We start from the raw sequence: 16,859 nt of genomic DNA, 5'->3' as shown, positions 1-16,859 counted from the left end.
ATCACTCCCCTGCTGTGGTGGGGCCACTGTAGACCGGCAGACCGGAGGCCGACGGCTCGGTGGCTTCATGCTTGGGCTGGTACTCTACAGCGCTGCGGTAGGCGGAGGCTGCACCGGCGATTTCGAGAATCGCAGGCATAAGCTTTTCAAGCTCTAGCCCACCCGTGCGAGACTGGTCCGGGGCCTTAGGCAGATTAGCTGCTGCGGTACCACCTGTGATGGCTGCACCTGCACCAGCGACAGTACCAAGCAGTAGGGAAAGGTCTCCCATGCCGAGAGCGTTGACTACAACTGCGGCCAGGCCAACGAGTCCGGAGATGACGTAGATGATGAGGCGGGCCCAACCCGCCGGGTTCAGCTTAGACTGCATTGCTTTTACTTCTCCTCAATCTTTTTCTCGATACGCGCCACATCGGCTCGCAGTGCCGCGACCGCATCGACCAACGTCAAATTCTGGCCTTTTTCGTTTTGTCCTAGCTGGGGCCAGCCCTTACCGCCGGGGCCGCGTAGCTGCCGCCAAATTTCCTGGATAGCGTCAAACTGCGGGCCTAAATAGCCTGTGATGAAGTCGGTGAAGTATTTTTGTGTGAGTGCCACTGGCGTGTCCTTTTTCTTCGGTGTCGGTGCCGCGTTGGTCATTTGGTCGTACCATTCTTGGGCGCGGCGGATGTATTGGTCGTGGTACTTGTGGCCGGGACGCAGGTGGTAGGGGCATTCAGTAAATCCACCGGACTCAATGCTGTGAAATCGCACATTCCCACCGCTGACAGGGCGTCCGAGCTTGTAGTAGACGCAGATAGCGGCGACGAGGTGAGCGCCCTCTTCCAGCGTCTTTTCTCCGATGGGCCAGTCTTGCTCGGGCCCAGCGCTGTTGGAGTGCTCAATGGCGATCGTCTTTTGATTCGAGTCAAGGTTGCGGTTCGCCCATGCGGTGTCTCGGTCCCATACGGCTTGCCCGATTTCTCCGGTGGGTGACACGGTGTAGTGTGCGCTGGCTTCGCGGGTCTGCCAGATGTCCCAGCAAAAGTCGAGGCCGCCGACACCGCCCATGTGGTGGATCGTGACGTGCTTGATTTTCTGTCCGCCGCGCCCGGGCGTGAAATGTCGTGACAGTAGGCGTACCCGGTCTGGCTCTAGTGTTTTCCAGTCTTTCAATTTGCCCTCCTTTGGGCATGAAAAATAGCCCCATGACCTGCGCGGTCAGGGGGTGATTGTTGAGTGAAAAATACTTTAAAAACTATCGTCAACCAAGTTGACAAATAACGCTATGTAGCGTTATTATAATAGTGTGCCGGTGAGAGAGGCACAAAGAAACAACTAAACAGTGGAGGGAGGTGACAGTTGCGTGTATGCAAACGTCATCATGACGCTAACGCTCCTGGCCATGATTACAATCTGGCTCGATGAGCGTAAGCGCTAAATAGCACCCCGGTTCTCAATAGAGCAAGTATCGAGAACCGGGGGGCTACCCCCACAATACCGAAAGGACACAACCATGCGATACACACTCATAGGAACAGGCGCCGCTCTCATTAGCATCCTAGGCGGCGCAACCTTATGGCTAACCCCAGCCTTCATCATCATCGGATACGGAATCGACCGAGCCAAAAAGGAACGCCGATGAACCCTATCATCATTGATAAAGGCACCGGGCGCGAACTTTGGCCAGGTGAGCAATGCGCCCGCTACATCGGAGTTACCCCTCCAACGTGGAGAAATTACTCCGCAAATGACCGCACCCCTGCCTTTGTTGCCACCCTCCTCGGCAATATTCGCCTCTGGGACGCCGAAGAAGTCAAAGCATGGCATGCGTCCCGGCCGGGCTCACCGGCACAGCTCCGCCGTTAGGCCTCCTGGCTGGTTTCTTCCCAGCTGCCATCTACACCGGGTTCGGCTCGGTTGCTGTCGGTGGTGGAGCGCCATTGCTTGCCCTGGTGGGTGACTTTCGCCCCTGCGGGGTAGAGCTCGTCCTTGTTGGCGGGTTCTTTCCACGCTGGCACGCCCGGGGCCTCCTCCGGCACCGCGTCTTCCTTAGGTGGGTTGTACACCTCCCAACCCGAATCCGGGGAAGACGGCCGAGCGTAATTCAGTCCGTCGGCGCGGTTGATGTAGATACGGCCCTCGTCCAGTACCGCATCACCGCGCATGTAGGCCTGGGATTTCTTCGAGCTCGGGTCACGCCACGCGGGCACGATACCATCACCATTTATCGCGGCTTCCTCAGTCGCCACCTCCGGGCGCGTAATCTCACCCTGCGCGGCTAGGTCTTTCACCAATTCCACTTCCGCTTCTTGTACGGCGGGTAGGGCTTGTCGGCGCTGCACCTCATCATCAAAAATCCAGCGGCGTAGTTCCGCAAAGCGGGCCTCGTCTAGGGCCTGGATTTGCTGCTTAATAGTCTCCATTTTTCTCCTTAATTGATGCGTTCCCATGTGCGTGGGTCATTCCACGGGTAGTGATAAAACGACGATTCATGCGTCACCAGAGCACGGTAGGTGCCTTCAGCTGCGGCTGCGGGGTACTCCCCACGCCCAATGGTCACCACGTCGCCTGCCTGGTAGGTGACACCTAGTTCGAAGTGCCGTTCATCACTGCTTCCAGTAGCTTCTTCCCCGTCGTCAACCCTGTCGTCAACGGCGATTCCGGGGGGCAGCGGTCGTTCCGCCCTGCGTATGCGCCTGGTAGGCCAGCGGGTCCACCCCGTAGAATTGGATTTGGAACCATCCGTCGCCGCCGCGGCCGCCGGGAGTGTAATTGTTGAAAAATCCACCATTACCACCAGCGCCGCCACCACCATTCGTGCCGGTACCCGCGTTGCCTTGCCCGCCACTACCAATAGTCATCGTGGAAGTCCCGCCCCTATGCGACGAGTAATACCTCCCGCCCTGACCAGCGGTAATATACGGCGACCCAGCAGTCGGGTTACCCGTGATACCACTACCACCAGCAGCACTGGTACTACTCCGGGATGAGGCCCCGTATTTTAGATACGACAGCGTCGTGCTAGTGCCACTGCGCCCGTACTCCAAAGATGCGCTACGCCCGCCACTACCGCCCTTGCCTAGCGTTAGGGATAGGCTTGAGCCGGGCTGGATACTATCCGACGCAAAATGCACGTCACCACTACGCCCGCCGGAGCCTTGCGAGCCGACACCACCATTACCGGCTTGGCCGCCAGCGCCACCACCTACGAGAATTGCGGTGAAAAACGTCGCCCAATCAGGCACAGCCGGGGCACTATTATTCGTGCGGGTATATAGGGCAGTGCGATTCCAAATGATTTTATCGCCCATGAGCATCGCCCCCGCCTCACGCGTACCCACATACGCGCCCCTAATGTCCCCCGTTCTTACAGTAGGCATACCATCACCCCGTAATCACATAAAGCGTATTCGAATCTTTGGATTCGCGGTTATACGCGGCCTGAGTACCAGCCCAAAAGCCACCGCCCCCGCCGCCGGATTCCAGCGCGCCTACACGGTCACGTACCGCACTGACCTGCGAATCAACGTATTGCTTATTGGCCACGTGCCAGTCATCTTCAGGCTCACCAGCGGCCTTTACCCACCCATCATTGTCAGTGACAACGACGCACTTGGGAAAAACGAAAGCACCCGAGGCACCTACTGTAGGGGTGATAGTGCCACCGTCTTCCGTGTACTGGGCGAGGCGGTCAAGCACCTTGGCCTTATCCTGCTTACCCTCTGCCTTGCCGTCCACGTAGGACTTAGTAGCCGCGTGATTATCACCCGACGGGGCTGGCAGGCCACGCAGCTGGTTACCCCGCATGTCCACATGCGTGTTGAAATCCCACTGGTCAGGCGTGGATATCACACGGTCAGCGTCCTCAGTGAAATTAGTGAGCACTAAGCGATTATCTTCGCCCAACACTACATTCGCTTGAGCACTTTTATTTTGAAACGCGATACTCGGCTTAATTTCCTCAGTAGCTTCAAGGAAGACTTCGGAAAAATTAGCTGATGCCCCCTCGCGCACCACGTCACTCAACGTTTCCGTGAACTCCGAGCGCGGAATCAAATCCGCGTTCTGGAAATCATCCACGGTGACGTACTGGGAAAAGTCGATGCCGTCGACGGTGCCGGGTGGGCCTTGTCGGCCACGCTCACCCTGCGGGCCTCTGAGGTGTGGGGACTGCTTTCCGTTGACGGTGACCTGGTCACCATCCCAATGGGTGGACTCCGCTATCTCTCGCACCTGCTGCGCGGATTCATCAGCTCGCCCGGCGGCACCCTCCGCGTCACCAGCAGACGACGCGGCAGCGTTGGCGTGCCCCTCAGCCGTGGACGCGTGACCCTGGGCGGCATCGCGGGCTTCCTTAGCACCATCCCACGCCGCACGGGCCTCACCCCGCGCCCCCTCAGCACGGTCAGCAGCACGCCCCGACTCCTCCGCAGACTGCTGCGCCCGAGAGGCATGCCCCTCCGCCGTAGTGGCCTGCTCGCGGGCCGTATCAGCCGACGCGGACGCAGCCTCAGCCTGCCCCCGAGCCAACGAAACCTGCTCCTGCGCCGCATTGGCATGCCCCTCGGCAGTCTTAGCGTGGCCCTGGGCGGCAGACTCCGATTCCGCTGCCGCCGACTCACTCCCCGACGCACGACCAGCCGAAGCCTCCGCCGCAGAAGCCGACCCCCGAGCCTCCTCGGCAGAATCAGCAGCCTCACCTGCCGATGAAGCCGCCGCCTCCGCATCCTTACGCGACTTCACCAAACGCGAATCCATCGCTGACTCAAACGACTTCAACTTCCCCGATAGGCCAACCGGGATAGGGACATGCAAAAAGTCCCACCCATTGATCTCAATAATCGCCCGACCAGTGCGGACAATATCATCATCATCAACGAATCGGCCTTTAAGGCTGCCGCTAATTTCCTCCATCATCGCCTCCCTTATAGACGCTGCGATATGGAAGAAATTATGAGCCAAACGCGCTTGCGGTTAGTTATTGGAGGAGCCGCCGCCGTATCCTCCGCCGGTGTGAATCTGGTACATCACCATCGCATTATTCACCGAGCCTAGCGGCAATTTGACCTCCAGAACTCGGCCGTTAAACATCGTCAGCTCCTCACGGTAAAGCGCGCCATTATCGTATTGCACGGACGCGATAACCGACCCGGACCAAGTCCCCTTGCCCTCAATCTTGAGCGTGCGACTGAACCGGGGCATATCGATACGGATATGAGAATCCCACACCGCCTGCTCTTTCGCCGCATACAGCATACGAGTCATATCCCGAGACATGGACTCCTGCGCATACTGCAGGGCCTCATCGGCCCGCCTATTGGCCTGCGAGGTGCGCTGGTTCGCCTCCGCAAGCTTCCGGTTTAAGGCGATGTTTTCCGCGAGGACTTCCTGAATCTTGACGTTCGCCTCATTAATCTGCTCCTGCTTCAACCGGAACTCGTTCGTGATGGAGTTGAACTCACCCTGATGGCCCCATAGGCGGGCTTGGAGCTGCGCATCATACTGAGAGAAGTCCGCCTGCTTTACGGTCTTAGCAATCTCCGCAGATAGGTCACCCATCGACTCCTGTAGGGGCTTAGCGGAATCATCCACGATCGCTTTCACCGCACCCTTAGGCACCTTGCGGGAGGGGGCGAGGAGTGCCTTACGACCCGCTTTCTCCTGCGCCTGCATCTTCCGCTCCAGTGAAGCCATGACGCCGTTCTCTTCACGACCGAGAATGGGTTCCACCTCAAGCACCGATGTGGAGGAAGATTTAAGCGTGTAGCCCATTATGACCTCCGATACGCGAGTGTCCTTATCCACGAAACTCACACGATCGCCCGGCTTCCAACCCGGCACTACACGCCCATCCGGCAGGGTCACATCATCACCAAAGACAACGGTTTGATGATGGCCGGGGGCGAGACTCATCGCGGTGGTCCCTTGGGAGCGCGCCCACTCGCGGGCTATCTCCGCCGTCGGATTCGTACCACCGGTCGAGGAAAGGTTCATGTACTTTTCGCGGAGGAAGAACGGGCCTGCCTGAGCGATGTTTACACGCCCGCCCGCCTTACTGAATGACACCTCGGTGCCATCAATCGTGGCGTGAGGCTGCACATCAATATCCAGCTTCTCCACCTCACTAGGGAAACCGGAGGAGGTAGGCAGATAGGCGGAGGCGGATTCCGCATCCATCCTCCCCACGGTGCCCTTAGGCTGCAGCACGCCGGACTCTAGGGCGGCGATAGTCTGCGCATCCAGCTGCCCACCACCGATGAGCATGGCCCCATCCGGCCCCGTCTCCGTCGTCGACCACTTTCTTAGCCCACCGCCGGGGGCGGATGAGAATACGACACCCCGCCGGTCACGGCCTTGATGCTGCCATACGAGCGTGCCAGGAACCTGCCGCTGCTGGTCTCCCTCGGCCCGGTAGTGGGCATTATCAGCCTCGAAAGCGACTGGGGTAGCTAGTACCCACTCCACGCCTTCTTTCCATGCGTAGGCCTCACCCTCGTTGATGTAGGCGTATGCGGCTGCGGTGGATTGGAGCTTCTCCCCCTCCGGGGTGCGTAGCAATCCTGCCTCGGCACACGCCTCCAGCTTGCCCACACGCCCATCCTCAAAAGTGCCCTTCCCCCAGTGGGTTACGAAGTGCGGGCGGTGAGCACGGGCACCCGGCCCGCCACGCACCTCCTCACGACTGGTGACGAATACTTCCGCCGGGTCGAGCTTGTCGTAATACCCGATAGGGCGCTCTACTAAGGTTTCAAACGGCAGCCAGCAAATACCCGACTTTGGTTCCCCTAATACGGCGCCATCCTGTAGTTGCCCCTCACCATGCCAGGAGTTATCCGGCATTGACGGGGATTCCATCTCTAGCTCCGCGCCGACGATACGCGGCCCCGCCGTAGCGTTAGGCCACATCCCCCGCGTCAATTGCTTCTGCGCCCAACGGCGCTCCATCACACCCGTGTAGAATTTCGCCACCCCACGGCCTGGGACTTCCTGCCCCGGTAGGAGCTTCCGCACCTCCACAAACGAATCCGACCCCGATAGTGGATTATCCAGCACGTCGGCTACGTAATCCTCGGTGCGCACCTCCACCTCAACCGGGTCACCCTCCGACTCCACCAGCACGTAGGTTGGGAGGCCGGTACGAACCGCCCCGCTCGACACCAGCCGATGTGTGAGCTCACCAATGTGAGTGTTCACCGTATCCGCCGAGGAGTCCGCCGCCGACGTCACCGTCGAGCGCGCCAACATGCGGTGGAAGTGCTTGTGCTCCGACCATAGATTCACCTGCGCGTACTGCGTACCATCGTCATTCTGCCCAGTCTCTACCGACTCCACATACCCATCCCAGTGAACACCGTTGATGGTGAATGTGATTGGTACGGGAATGTGCCGACAGCGGCGGAGTAAACCAAGCTGCGGGTGATCCGCCCCGAGCGTCACCCGCCCCGTATCCACAGTCCAGTCCGCCCGCGCCTGCAGGCTCACCTCCCGCCACGGGGCAAGCGGCCACCACCTCGACATAAACGGATCCCACACGCGGGAATCAATCTGCTCATGACGAGGGGTGTGCTTCACTACCATGCTCGACTAAACTCCGGTATCCACTCGATGGTCAGCTTAAAATCATCACCGGGGCGGGTCGCCTGCACCTCCACCTCCCCTACGTGATTCCGGTTCTCTACCGGCATCGGCCAGAATGGCACGACCATACTAAAGTCTGGTTTGCCAGATCGGTCGGTGACGTGACGGCGTTGGGGGTGCGAGTCAATGGCCCAGCCCTCGGCGGTATGAGGTAATTCTTGCCATTCATCGGCAGCGGTCAGGCGGAGCTTCACGCCCTCATGCTGGCCGGTGATGGTGAATTTCGGACACACATCCTGGTCGCCGTCGATGCGGAATGAGACCTTGCCGAACTCACTATTGGAGTCGAGTTCTATCCGGTCGGTGAACCGGCGGCTGGTGTTCCCTACTAGCTCCAGCTGCACCGCGACCTTAGCGAACCGCGCACCGCCGGGGGATTGAAACCACTTCACCCTTGAGACATCCGACGGTCGCACCCGTAGCCATCGGTAGCCATGTTCCGCCGAGGTGACCGAGAGGCCGAGGGGCTTCGACCCGTCACCCAAGCTTGTGAGGAACCGGTCGAGCGTACCGCGCACATCACGGGACTTCACCAGCACATCCAGCTTGATACTGTTCGTATCCGTCCGCATGCCCCGCCATACACCGGCGGCATCATCCCAAATATGGTTCTTCCCGAACCCGGACAGGCCCTCCGGCACATCCTCTAAGAAGATGCCCTCACGCCTCCGCCCCGGGCGGGATAGCGCCACCGGCTCACCATCCACACCCCACAAGGTGAGGCGAAATTTCTTATCCCATACGCGGCTCATAAATAAGCTCCTTATTTAACGTTGTTTAACCATGCTCGACAGCCCGGCCATGACCTTGTCCTCCAGCTGGGCATTGACCGTCACCGCACCTGTGAACTGCGTGTCGATATTGGTGGTGTCGCCACCGCCCATGCTTTCGAACACGCGGTTGGCCGCATCACGATAGGCGGCCTGGCGGCGGGCCTCCTCGCTCGCCATGCTGGAGCGCTGCGCCGCATTCAGCGCACCCGGCACCACATCCGAGCCACCAAGCTGCTTGGCGTAGAGGCCATCCGCGACAGTCTCCGGCAGGCCCTCAATAAGGCCACGCCCAGCCGCTGCCGCGTCCGCCGCCGTATCGGCCATACTGTCCACAATCGGGCGCATGAGGGCGTTAGCGTTCCACCCGTTCTCAACATTGAGTGACGACCATGCCCCAACGTCCTCGCGGCTAATCTCACCGAAGCCGCGCTCACGCTGCGAAAGCATCATGCCTTCCGAGGAATCAGCGCCCCAACCGGAACCGCCAATGGACATGAGCACCGACTTGTTGCCACGGTCGAGCTTGTCATTCACCCCTGCGAGCTGCTTATTCTCCTGCTGCAACTCATCCAGCTGGCGTTGTAGGGTATCGCGCATCTCCGCGAGCATGTCGGCCTGCGGGTTGGTTTCCTGCTTGAGGTCGAACTGCTTCCGCGCCCGCTCAATCTCGGCCTTCCGCTGCTGCCGGTCGAGTTCCGCCTTGGCCTTAGCCGTCATTAACTCCGCCGCCTCGGCACCGTACTTGTTCTCCATCTGTTTCTTGTACAGCGGGAGATTAAACGCGCCGGAGGTGGCGTCGAACATGTTGCCGACATCCTCCATCGTGCCGCCAGCCATGCCCACGGCACCGCCAGCCAAAGCACCCGCCACGAGACCACCGCGGGCGGCATCAACGCGACGCTTATCATCCGGGGAGAGCTTGTTGTACTCCTCCCGCGCCTGATCCTTGTAGGCCTTCTCCTGCGCACGGCCCTCGGCCACACTGGTACTACCCTCAACCAGCGCCTTGAAGCCAGCGATACCCAGCCCCATGGCGGCAGGGAGTGCAGCCCCGCCCGTGGCGGCGGCCATAGCACCAGCACCAGCAAGCTGTGCCAAACCACCAATAATTCCAGCCGCACCCTTAGCCTGCTTTTGCTTACCCTGCTGCTCCCGAGCCAAAGCGGAGGCGGACACGCCCAGCATATTCGCGGCTTCTGCTGCGGCGTTCGCCATCTCCTGCGTCGCCACCTTAAGACGCTCATTCTGGATGCGGGCCATCTCCTGCTGGTAATTCAGCTCAAAGGTGGCCTCCTCCATCTGGATGCGGCGCTTCCATTCATTCTGCGCCGCCTCGGCACGCGTCAGCTCCAGTTGCTTCTCTGCCACCGCCACGCTCGATGCGGAGAGCATCGCCAGCCGGTCAGTATCCAGCGCCCGCTGGGACACGTCGAGGATGCCCTTAGTGCGGATATCAGCAAGATTCACCTCAAGGTCTGCGTACTCCGCATTATGGTCATGCCGGGCCATGGCGAGGTCGAACTCGGCCTGCTGCTGCGCCAGCACCTCCGCATGGCGGGCATTAGCACCCTCCCGCTCCAGCTCACGTAATGCTTGGGCCGCATCCATCGCGGATTTCTGTGCGTTGATGTTATCCAGTTCGGACTGCTGGCGGGCGTCCGCAACCGCGTTTGCCCGATCCATGTTCTCGGCCATGAGGCCGAGGGTGTCCGCGACGGTGCCTAAACCGTCGGCGATGTGGTCAGTGAGGGAGGCGACGGCCTTAATCGGTGCCATCACCAGCGCAGTATTGTATTTAATCTGCGCTTGTTCCAGCTCACGGATGGCCTTCTCTTCCGCCTCGCGGGCTTCGGTTAGCTCCTGCTCGGCCTCCGCAATCTGCTGCGCCGCCTTAACCTCATTATCAGAACTCTTCTCCTTGAGTTCGCGGATCTTCTTCTCCGCCTTCTCAATATCCTCATTCTTCCGCTCCTGCGTGTAGGAACGGGAGATGTCCTTCTCCTTGGCCTTATCGAGGTTCTTGTAGGCCTCGGCGAGCTTATCCGTTGCTTCCTCGTCGGACTCTACGGCGCGCTTACGGAGGTCGGCGAGTTTCTCCTCCGCCTCCGTGATATCCATCGATGCGTTCTTACGGTCGGCCTGCGCCTCCCCCAGCTGGTTGAACGCATCAATAGTTTCATCATTGACGCGCAACCACACGTCCCAGTTCGGGGTTTTGACATCAAGCGCGGCGGCCACCTGGGCTTCAATACCGCCCTGCCCAATGGCATCCTCTAGCTGCTTCGCGACGGAGAGGATCTGCTGTGCCGCTGGCTCCCCCATCGTGTCACGGTAGGAGTTCTGCCCCACGAATGGATTGGCGAAGTTCAGGGCATTATCCACCTGCCACTTAGGGATGCCTGCCTGCTCGGCGAGGGCGTACGCCTGGTTCTTTTGAGCCGCCGGTACACCGCTACCGATGGTTGCGCCGGGTCGGTTGGATGCCAGGCCGGGCGCGTCGAACATGCTCCCCGCCGTTGGGGCGGAGATGTTGGAGTGGGAGGCGCGCTTAGCCCCACCACCACCGCCGGAGGCCCCGCCACCGAAGTCACCGATATCCAAATCGGTGCCGTTACCGTTGATGGTGACGCCACCGTCTCCCGTGGGGCCTGCCTCCTCATCACCGGAGTTAGGCAGGTACATGAAGTTTGTGAAGCCGCGCCCATCGAGTGGGCCTGCGGCACCACCAATGGTGAAGCCTTGGCCAGTGTTTCCGCCGGATTCAATGTAGGTGCCGTCAGGCAGCATGAGGGCGGTGTGACCGTTCGCACCTCCGCCATAGTCGTACCAGCCAACAACCAGCTCATTGCCGTTACCGCGCCCGTTCTCGAAGCCCTTTGCGGCAAGCCACGACCCCTCGGTGACGGTGGACATGCGGGAATCGAATGGGTTCAAGCCCAGCCACGTGTTTACGACGGCGGACACCGCGCCAGAACAGTCCATAGAGGATGGGGAGAATCCACCCATCACGTACGGCCCATTGTTGTAGGGCTGTAGCTGCTCAATCACGTCGGCGGACTTAGTGCGGCCACCGTCGGCGAGGGCGGGGAGTTCCGCCGCGAGGCCCGCCAGAATCATCCGCGGGTTGTTCGTATTGATGCCCTGCAGGGTGTGGTGATACCGGTCGGAGGAGTTATTATTGATGACCCACTCGCCAGCGTTGACGCGGGCCACCGCCTGCCCCATACCATTCACGCCGAGGAAGCCGTCTACCTGCTCGGTACCGGGGCCGCTTCGTGGGAGCTTGTAGCCGGAGTCCCGGCCAACGCTTCGCACCCCGGGGTATCCACCGGCGGCAAGCGCGGGGATCTCCCCACCCTCCGCAAAGGCGGGTACACCGACACGGCCGCCATGCTCATGGCCGAACCACTCGCCAATCTTCTTACCAACGAAGGTGATCTGTTTTACGGGATTAATGCTGTTCAGGAGGTTAATAACAGCATTACCCTTGCTGATGACGTCGGAGTTATCGCCCTTCATCTTCGAGTTGGTGCTGTGATTATCCACATCATTCAGCTGGCTGTGAGCATCGGCCACGCCCGCGTCGAGAAGGAGCTTATCCAAACCTGCGACCGGCGTTGGGGACTGCTGGTTCAGGTACTCCAAATCACCCCGGGCGATCTCACCATTGGCGAGGAGCTGGTCAATGAGTAGCTGCGCCGTCGGAGATGCTTCCTGAATATCCAGCTGGTCGACAATCGCCCGTGCTTCATCCGCCCCGAACTCCAGCGGGGTGGTATCCATGATGGTCTCAATCGTGATGGATTCATCATCAATCTCGGCCATCTTCGCGGTGATGGACTCCAAATCGCCCATAACCTTGTCATTAGGGGCGGTGATATCGTACTGGATTACTTCACCGGCATCATTCTTAATCTCTTCGTATTTAATGCCGAGTTCGTCCATCGCCTTGAGAACATCACCGTCCGGCGGGTCAACCCGAACCTTAGTGCCCTCCTCCAGCGGGTACAGCGCCGTCCAAATATTCCCCAGGGACTGCACCGCTTCACTAGCACCATCCAGCTCCACTAGCGTGCGGATAACCTCGGGGGCGAGGCCATAAGATTCAAGGACGTGGCTCCACTGCTCATCAAACTCGGCACCAGTCAGCCCCATCTGCTCACGCAGATTATCCAGCTGGGGTGACATCTGCTCCCAAATGCCACTAATGTCACCACCACTGGTGGCAACATTCATCAGCTGGTTCGACATATCGCCCAGCGTGTCCGAAAGGGCGCGGGCGTTCTGGTTCGTGTAGTCCAGCTTCTCCCCATTGAAAAGGGACTCGCCCAACCCGAACTCGGCCTTGGCGATACCCTCCATCTTCTGGCCCAACTCTTCAATGTGCTGGGCTGCCTCCATGTTGGCTTGGTCGGCGGTCTGCGCCATGAGGCCCATAGCCTGCATGGTCGATTTCAGGGCAGAAAGTTTATCCTCAGCGGAGGCGGATGAGTCCGCTAGGGTGCTGATACCAGCAGCGGCTTGCGCGGCAGCCGGGTCAAGGTCACGGGCGGCCTCCGCCGCCTCTAAGGCCTTTTCGCGGGCCTCCCGGAGCCTATCCGCAGCGACCCGGCCTGCTTCTTCGTTGTTATTCCAGAAACTCCCGCCGGTATTCTCCAGCTCACTAAGCATCTGCTGGTATTCGCTGCCACCCTCAGCGACGATACGGCCCAAATCATCCCACGCATGGCCATTATCCTCCAGCTTCCCCTTGATCATGTCGAAAGAGTCGCCCATCACCTGCAGTTCGTGATTGATCTGCATGGTATTCATGCCAGCTAATTCGTCAGGGGAAAGACCTAACTGGTTTTTATCCAGCTTGGCGAAGAACCCATCTAGGGATTGCCCGACGCGCTCAATATCAGCCACCGCGCCTTGGGCGACCTTCCCCAGATCCTCCATCTGTAGGTCATTCAAAGCGCCCTTAGTGCCAGCCAAACTAGCGTTGAGACGTAGGAGCGCCGAATCTGCTTCGCCGGTAGTCTCAGTAAACTTCGCCTGCGCATCACTAGCACGCTTCGAAGCGCCGACAATTTCAGTGACGGCAAAGGCGGCTGCGCCCATAGCAATCATCCACGGGCCGCCTAAAGCGTCTACCACACCACCGGCGGCGCTCTTAATGCCGGACATACCGGCCTTAACTACGCCGGTAGACCGAGCAAATTTCTTACCACTATTAGCCGCATTATTATAGGCGACACCCATGCCCGCCAAGGCGGAGTTCTGGCTAGTCGCCGCGAGCTGAGTAGCGGCAGTGAACGTGGAGATTTCCCGGCCCGTGGCACGGTAGTAGGTCTTGAGGTCTCGGACGCCCTTGCCAGTGTCCACAACGGCGGTTTTGAACGCCGTCATTTTTCCAGCGGCATTTTGCCCCATCGTGGTGTTAAGCGCCGCCTGCGCAACCTTCAACGCCACAATGGCCTTAGTCGCATCCTTAATCGGGTCAGGCAGGTTCATCACAGCTTCACCCATCGATACGATGGGCGACACGTCAATATCCTTAATCCACCGGGTCATGCCCTGGGCGGACACGCGGACTTTCTCTGCACCGGCCTTAATCGCAGGGGATAGCTTTTCGAACACGGCGGCGGCTGTGTTGTTTAGCTCCGCACCCATATTTTTCAGGGTGCCTGAGGTGGTCTCCGCCATCTCACCCATAACGCCGGAGAGGGACTGCACGGAACCCGCGGCGCCCTCCGAACCGTTAATGATGCCGTCCGTGAGGGCCTTAATTCCCTCCTCTGCTGGCACCGCGCCGGTGGAGACCATCTTCTGCATTTCCTCGGTGGTGACACCGAAGTGGTTTGCGAGGATAGCGAGGCCCTGAACACCACCATCGGCGAGGCGGTTTAGGGTCTCCATCGAGATTTTGCCGGAGGCGGCGGCCTGACCGAAGGCATCCGACATGTTGAGGAGGGCTTCCTCACCCTTGCCTGTGGCGGCGGCGGCCTCACCCAAGGCGGTGACGGTTTGATTAGCCTGCTCCGCTTCAATACCAAAGGCGACGAGGGTCTTACCCGCGTTAGCCCACGCGTCGAACGAATAGGTGGAGCGCATGTTCGACTCGACGAGCTTATCCATGTAGACGGAGGCCTCATCAGCCGACCCCATCATCACGCCCAGGGCCTTGGTCGTATCCTCAATGGAGGTGACCTTAGAGAAGCCGTTCTGCATGACCTGTGCGGCGCCCGCCACACCAGCAATACCGGCGGCAAAACCACCAAGCTTGCCGACATTATTTCGCAGCTTGGAGGAGAACGTATCCGTGGATGCCCCGGCGGAATCAAACTCACCGCCCACACGGGATACGGAGGCGGCAGTCTGGTCAAGGCTGGAGGAGGCCTCCTTAGCCGCCCCTGCGGCCCGCTCCAGAGGCGCGGAGTCCGCACGAGGCGACACGCGCTTATTTGCTACCTTATCCAGCTCGGAGGAAGCGGCGGCGGTGGAGGATTGAATCTTATCCACGCCCGACGTATCTGCCTGTGGGGCGACCTTCTTCTTCGAGGTCTTATCTAGCGCACTATCTGCCTTGCGTGTGGAGCGCTCCAGCTTCTCCACCCCGCCCGTATCAGACTTCGGGGCAATGGTCTTTCGGGATAGGCGTTCGAATGATTTGTCAGCCTGCCGGGCTTTCTGCTCAACCTGACTAATCTGGCGGTCGAAGTCGCCAGTGTCTACGGTGATTGTGAATCCGAGATCTCCGAGGTCAAGCGCAGCCATGCTAATGCTCCTTTTTTAGCGTTGGTGTTTTCCGCAGCCCCAACCCGCGAGCAAGCGCGGTGTCTTCGCTTAGGAGGCGTACTAACCGTATTCTGAACCAGCGCCACCTGCGGTCGGATAGAACGCCTGATCCAAAATCGATGCTAAAAAAGTGCTGGAAGTCCGTCTCTATATCATCCCACCTGGAGAGTAAAGACGGCCATGTGAGTAGGGATTCGTCCACATCGGGTTTAGGCTGGATTTGCTCCGCCCACCACTCGCGAACATACTCCCCAAATGTTTCTAGGATGTAGAGGTCTGGCGGGCCGCCGCCGGGATCGTTCTCCGAGTAGGCCCCCGCGTAGGGGTTGTACCAGAGGTCACTATCTTCGGCGTATGCCCACCCGTCGGGGTCGCGGCGTAGCCTATCCCACTGGTCACGCCAGCACCCCTCAGGATCATCTAGTCTTGCTGGGAGTCGTTCCTCTTCTGCTTGAGAATATCCACTGCTTTTCCCAGCTCGCCAGTCTCAAAATACGCCTTAGCCAGGTCATCACCCTGCACGTACTTGAAGTGCACGGCGGATACGAGGCGCTCCAGCTGGCTATAGGTGGCCCCAGCCTCCATGATTTGTTCGAGGATGCCGCCACTAATCTTCGCGGTCTTGGGGTTGAACTTGGAGCCGAGGAGCGGCGCTACGCGCTTCCACACGCCCATGCCGGAATCCTCATCTGCCTTGCGGGCGTTGTAGTAGTCACGGTGGAACTCTAGGACTTGCTCCGCCGTTGGGGTGACCTTGTAGTCCTCGCCCTTGAAGGTGAATGCGATGTCGTACTCGTCGAGCTGTTCGTCGAGTTGTCCGAAGTCGGTCATGCGGGTTGCCTCCCAAATGGTTGGTTGTCGTGTACGGGGATTAAGTCTGCCGCCTGGTGGACTGCGGTCAGGGGTATGAGTAAAGGCCCGCACAAGGATGGTGTTTCCTCGTGCGGGCCTTTGCCCTGTGACTACGAACCCCCAATGGGGCGTATTACGTGACTAGGCGGCCAGGGATTCGGAGTCGGTATCCCCCTCGGAACCGGCCTCTTCCTCACCGCGAGAATCATCAATGGAACCCGCGGACTCCTCTTCCTCATCACCGGTGGAGACGTTCGGCACGCCCTGCGGGTGAATAATCTTCAGGAGTTCCTCCACATCCACCGGCTCGGACGCCTTACGCTCCGAACCCTTCTTCACGGAGTGAATACGGGTCGGCTCACACGAGGACTTCAAGTCGGAGGTGAACGTACGGAGGTCGTTAGCGCCGCCAGAGCCGGAGGTGAAGCTGTTAGTAGCGGTGCCCTCCCAGCCCTCATCAATGTCGGTGCGCCATACACGGAAGTCAACCTTGCCGTCTGCGCCGAGTTCCTCGCCAGTAGCCTTGAGGAGCTGCTGATCCTCGGTGAGGAGGTCGAGGTCACCCTTGCGGGCGAACTGGCCCTCAACCGAGACGGTCAGGGAACGGGAGGTCTTTTCCTCGGATGTCCAGCCGTTGGAGTCAATGTCGGATGCATCAACGGTCTGGGTTTCGATGTTTGGGGAGAGGGAGGTGACGCCGCGAACAAACTTGTATTCTGCCGAGTCGGCACCTACGGGCTTGACTTGTAGTGCCCAGCCTCGGTTGAGCTGCTTATTCAGCTCGCACGAGTTGGGAGCAGTCGCGAACTTGGTGTTAGCCATTGCTGTGCGCTC

The 16,859-nt window shown here is 59.7% G+C and carries 11 protein-coding genes; 1 reads left to right on the top strand and 10 read right to left on the bottom strand.

The annotated features are described in order from the left end of the window. Position 1: 1 nt before the first annotated feature. Entirely contained in the window at positions 2–370 is a 369-nt protein-coding gene (locus HMPREF1261_RS02335) for a hypothetical protein (protein WP_023029841.1), read from the bottom strand. A gap of 5 nt (positions 371–375) precedes the next feature. After that, positions 376–1,155 carry a peptidoglycan recognition family protein gene (locus HMPREF1261_RS02330; protein ID WP_023029840.1) on the bottom strand — a complete coding sequence of 260 codons (780 nt, stop codon included), beginning with the start codon at positions 1,153–1,155 and terminating at the stop codon, positions 376–378. Between the two features lie 465 nt (positions 1,156–1,620). Between HMPREF1261_RS02330 and HMPREF1261_RS02325 the strand changes: the two genes are divergently transcribed. After that, entirely contained in the window at positions 1,621–1,848 is a 228-nt protein-coding gene (locus tag HMPREF1261_RS02325) for a hypothetical protein (protein WP_023029839.1), read from the top strand. On the opposite strand, the gene HMPREF1261_RS02320 is transcribed toward HMPREF1261_RS02325, so the two are convergent. The 8 genes from HMPREF1261_RS02320 to HMPREF1261_RS02280 all read right to left on the bottom strand — a co-directional run bounded on the left by HMPREF1261_RS02320 (position 1,845) and on the right by HMPREF1261_RS02280 (position 16,847). Next, entirely contained in the window at positions 1,845–2,405 is a 561-nt protein-coding gene (locus HMPREF1261_RS02320; RefSeq protein ID WP_023029838.1) for a hypothetical protein, read from the bottom strand. The genes HMPREF1261_RS02325 and HMPREF1261_RS02320 overlap by 4 nt on opposite strands. Before the next feature lie 225 nt (positions 2,406–2,630). Next, positions 2,631–3,293: a glycine-rich domain-containing protein gene (locus tag HMPREF1261_RS13210; protein ID WP_369707752.1), complete on the bottom strand. Its 663-nt coding sequence runs from the start codon at positions 3,291–3,293 to the stop codon at positions 2,631–2,633. Between the two features lie 73 nt (positions 3,294–3,366). Beyond that, on the bottom strand, positions 3,367–4,899 hold the full coding sequence (locus HMPREF1261_RS02310) for a hypothetical protein (RefSeq protein ID WP_051142508.1): 1,533 nt from the start codon (positions 4,897–4,899) through the stop codon (positions 3,367–3,369). Positions 4,900–4,956: 57 nt separating this feature from the next. Beyond that, positions 4,957–7,560, bottom strand: a complete 2,604-nt coding sequence (locus HMPREF1261_RS02300; RefSeq protein ID WP_023029835.1) for a hypothetical protein — start codon at positions 7,558–7,560, stop codon at positions 4,957–4,959. Beyond that, the gene (locus HMPREF1261_RS02295) at positions 7,554–8,372 is read right to left on the bottom strand and encodes a hypothetical protein (protein WP_023029834.1); all 819 of its coding nucleotides are present in this window, start codon (positions 8,370–8,372) and stop codon (positions 7,554–7,556) included. The genes HMPREF1261_RS02300 and HMPREF1261_RS02295 overlap by 7 nt, the downstream gene beginning before the upstream one ends. Positions 8,373–8,387: 15 nt before the next feature. Beyond that, on the bottom strand, positions 8,388–15,152 hold the full coding sequence (locus HMPREF1261_RS02290; protein ID WP_023029833.1) for a tape measure protein: 6,765 nt from the start codon (positions 15,150–15,152) through the stop codon (positions 8,388–8,390). A gap of 441 nt (positions 15,153–15,593) precedes the next feature. Beyond that, positions 15,594–16,004 carry a hypothetical protein gene (locus HMPREF1261_RS02285; RefSeq protein WP_023029832.1) on the bottom strand — a complete coding sequence of 137 codons (411 nt, stop codon included), beginning with the start codon at positions 16,002–16,004 and terminating at the stop codon, positions 15,594–15,596. Between the two features lie 162 nt (positions 16,005–16,166). Beyond that, on the bottom strand, positions 16,167–16,847 hold the full coding sequence (locus HMPREF1261_RS02280) for a phage tail tube protein (protein ID WP_023029831.1): 681 nt from the start codon (positions 16,845–16,847) through the stop codon (positions 16,167–16,169). Positions 16,848–16,859: the final 12 nt, after the last annotated feature.

Origin of the sequence: Corynebacterium sp. KPL1818 (assembly GCF_000478135.1) — a bacterium.
GTDB lineage: Bacteria > Actinomycetota > Actinomycetes > Mycobacteriales > Mycobacteriaceae > Corynebacterium > Corynebacterium accolens.
The sequence above is the reverse complement of the archived record's forward strand: the minus strand, read 5'-3'. Positions and strand labels throughout refer to the sequence as shown.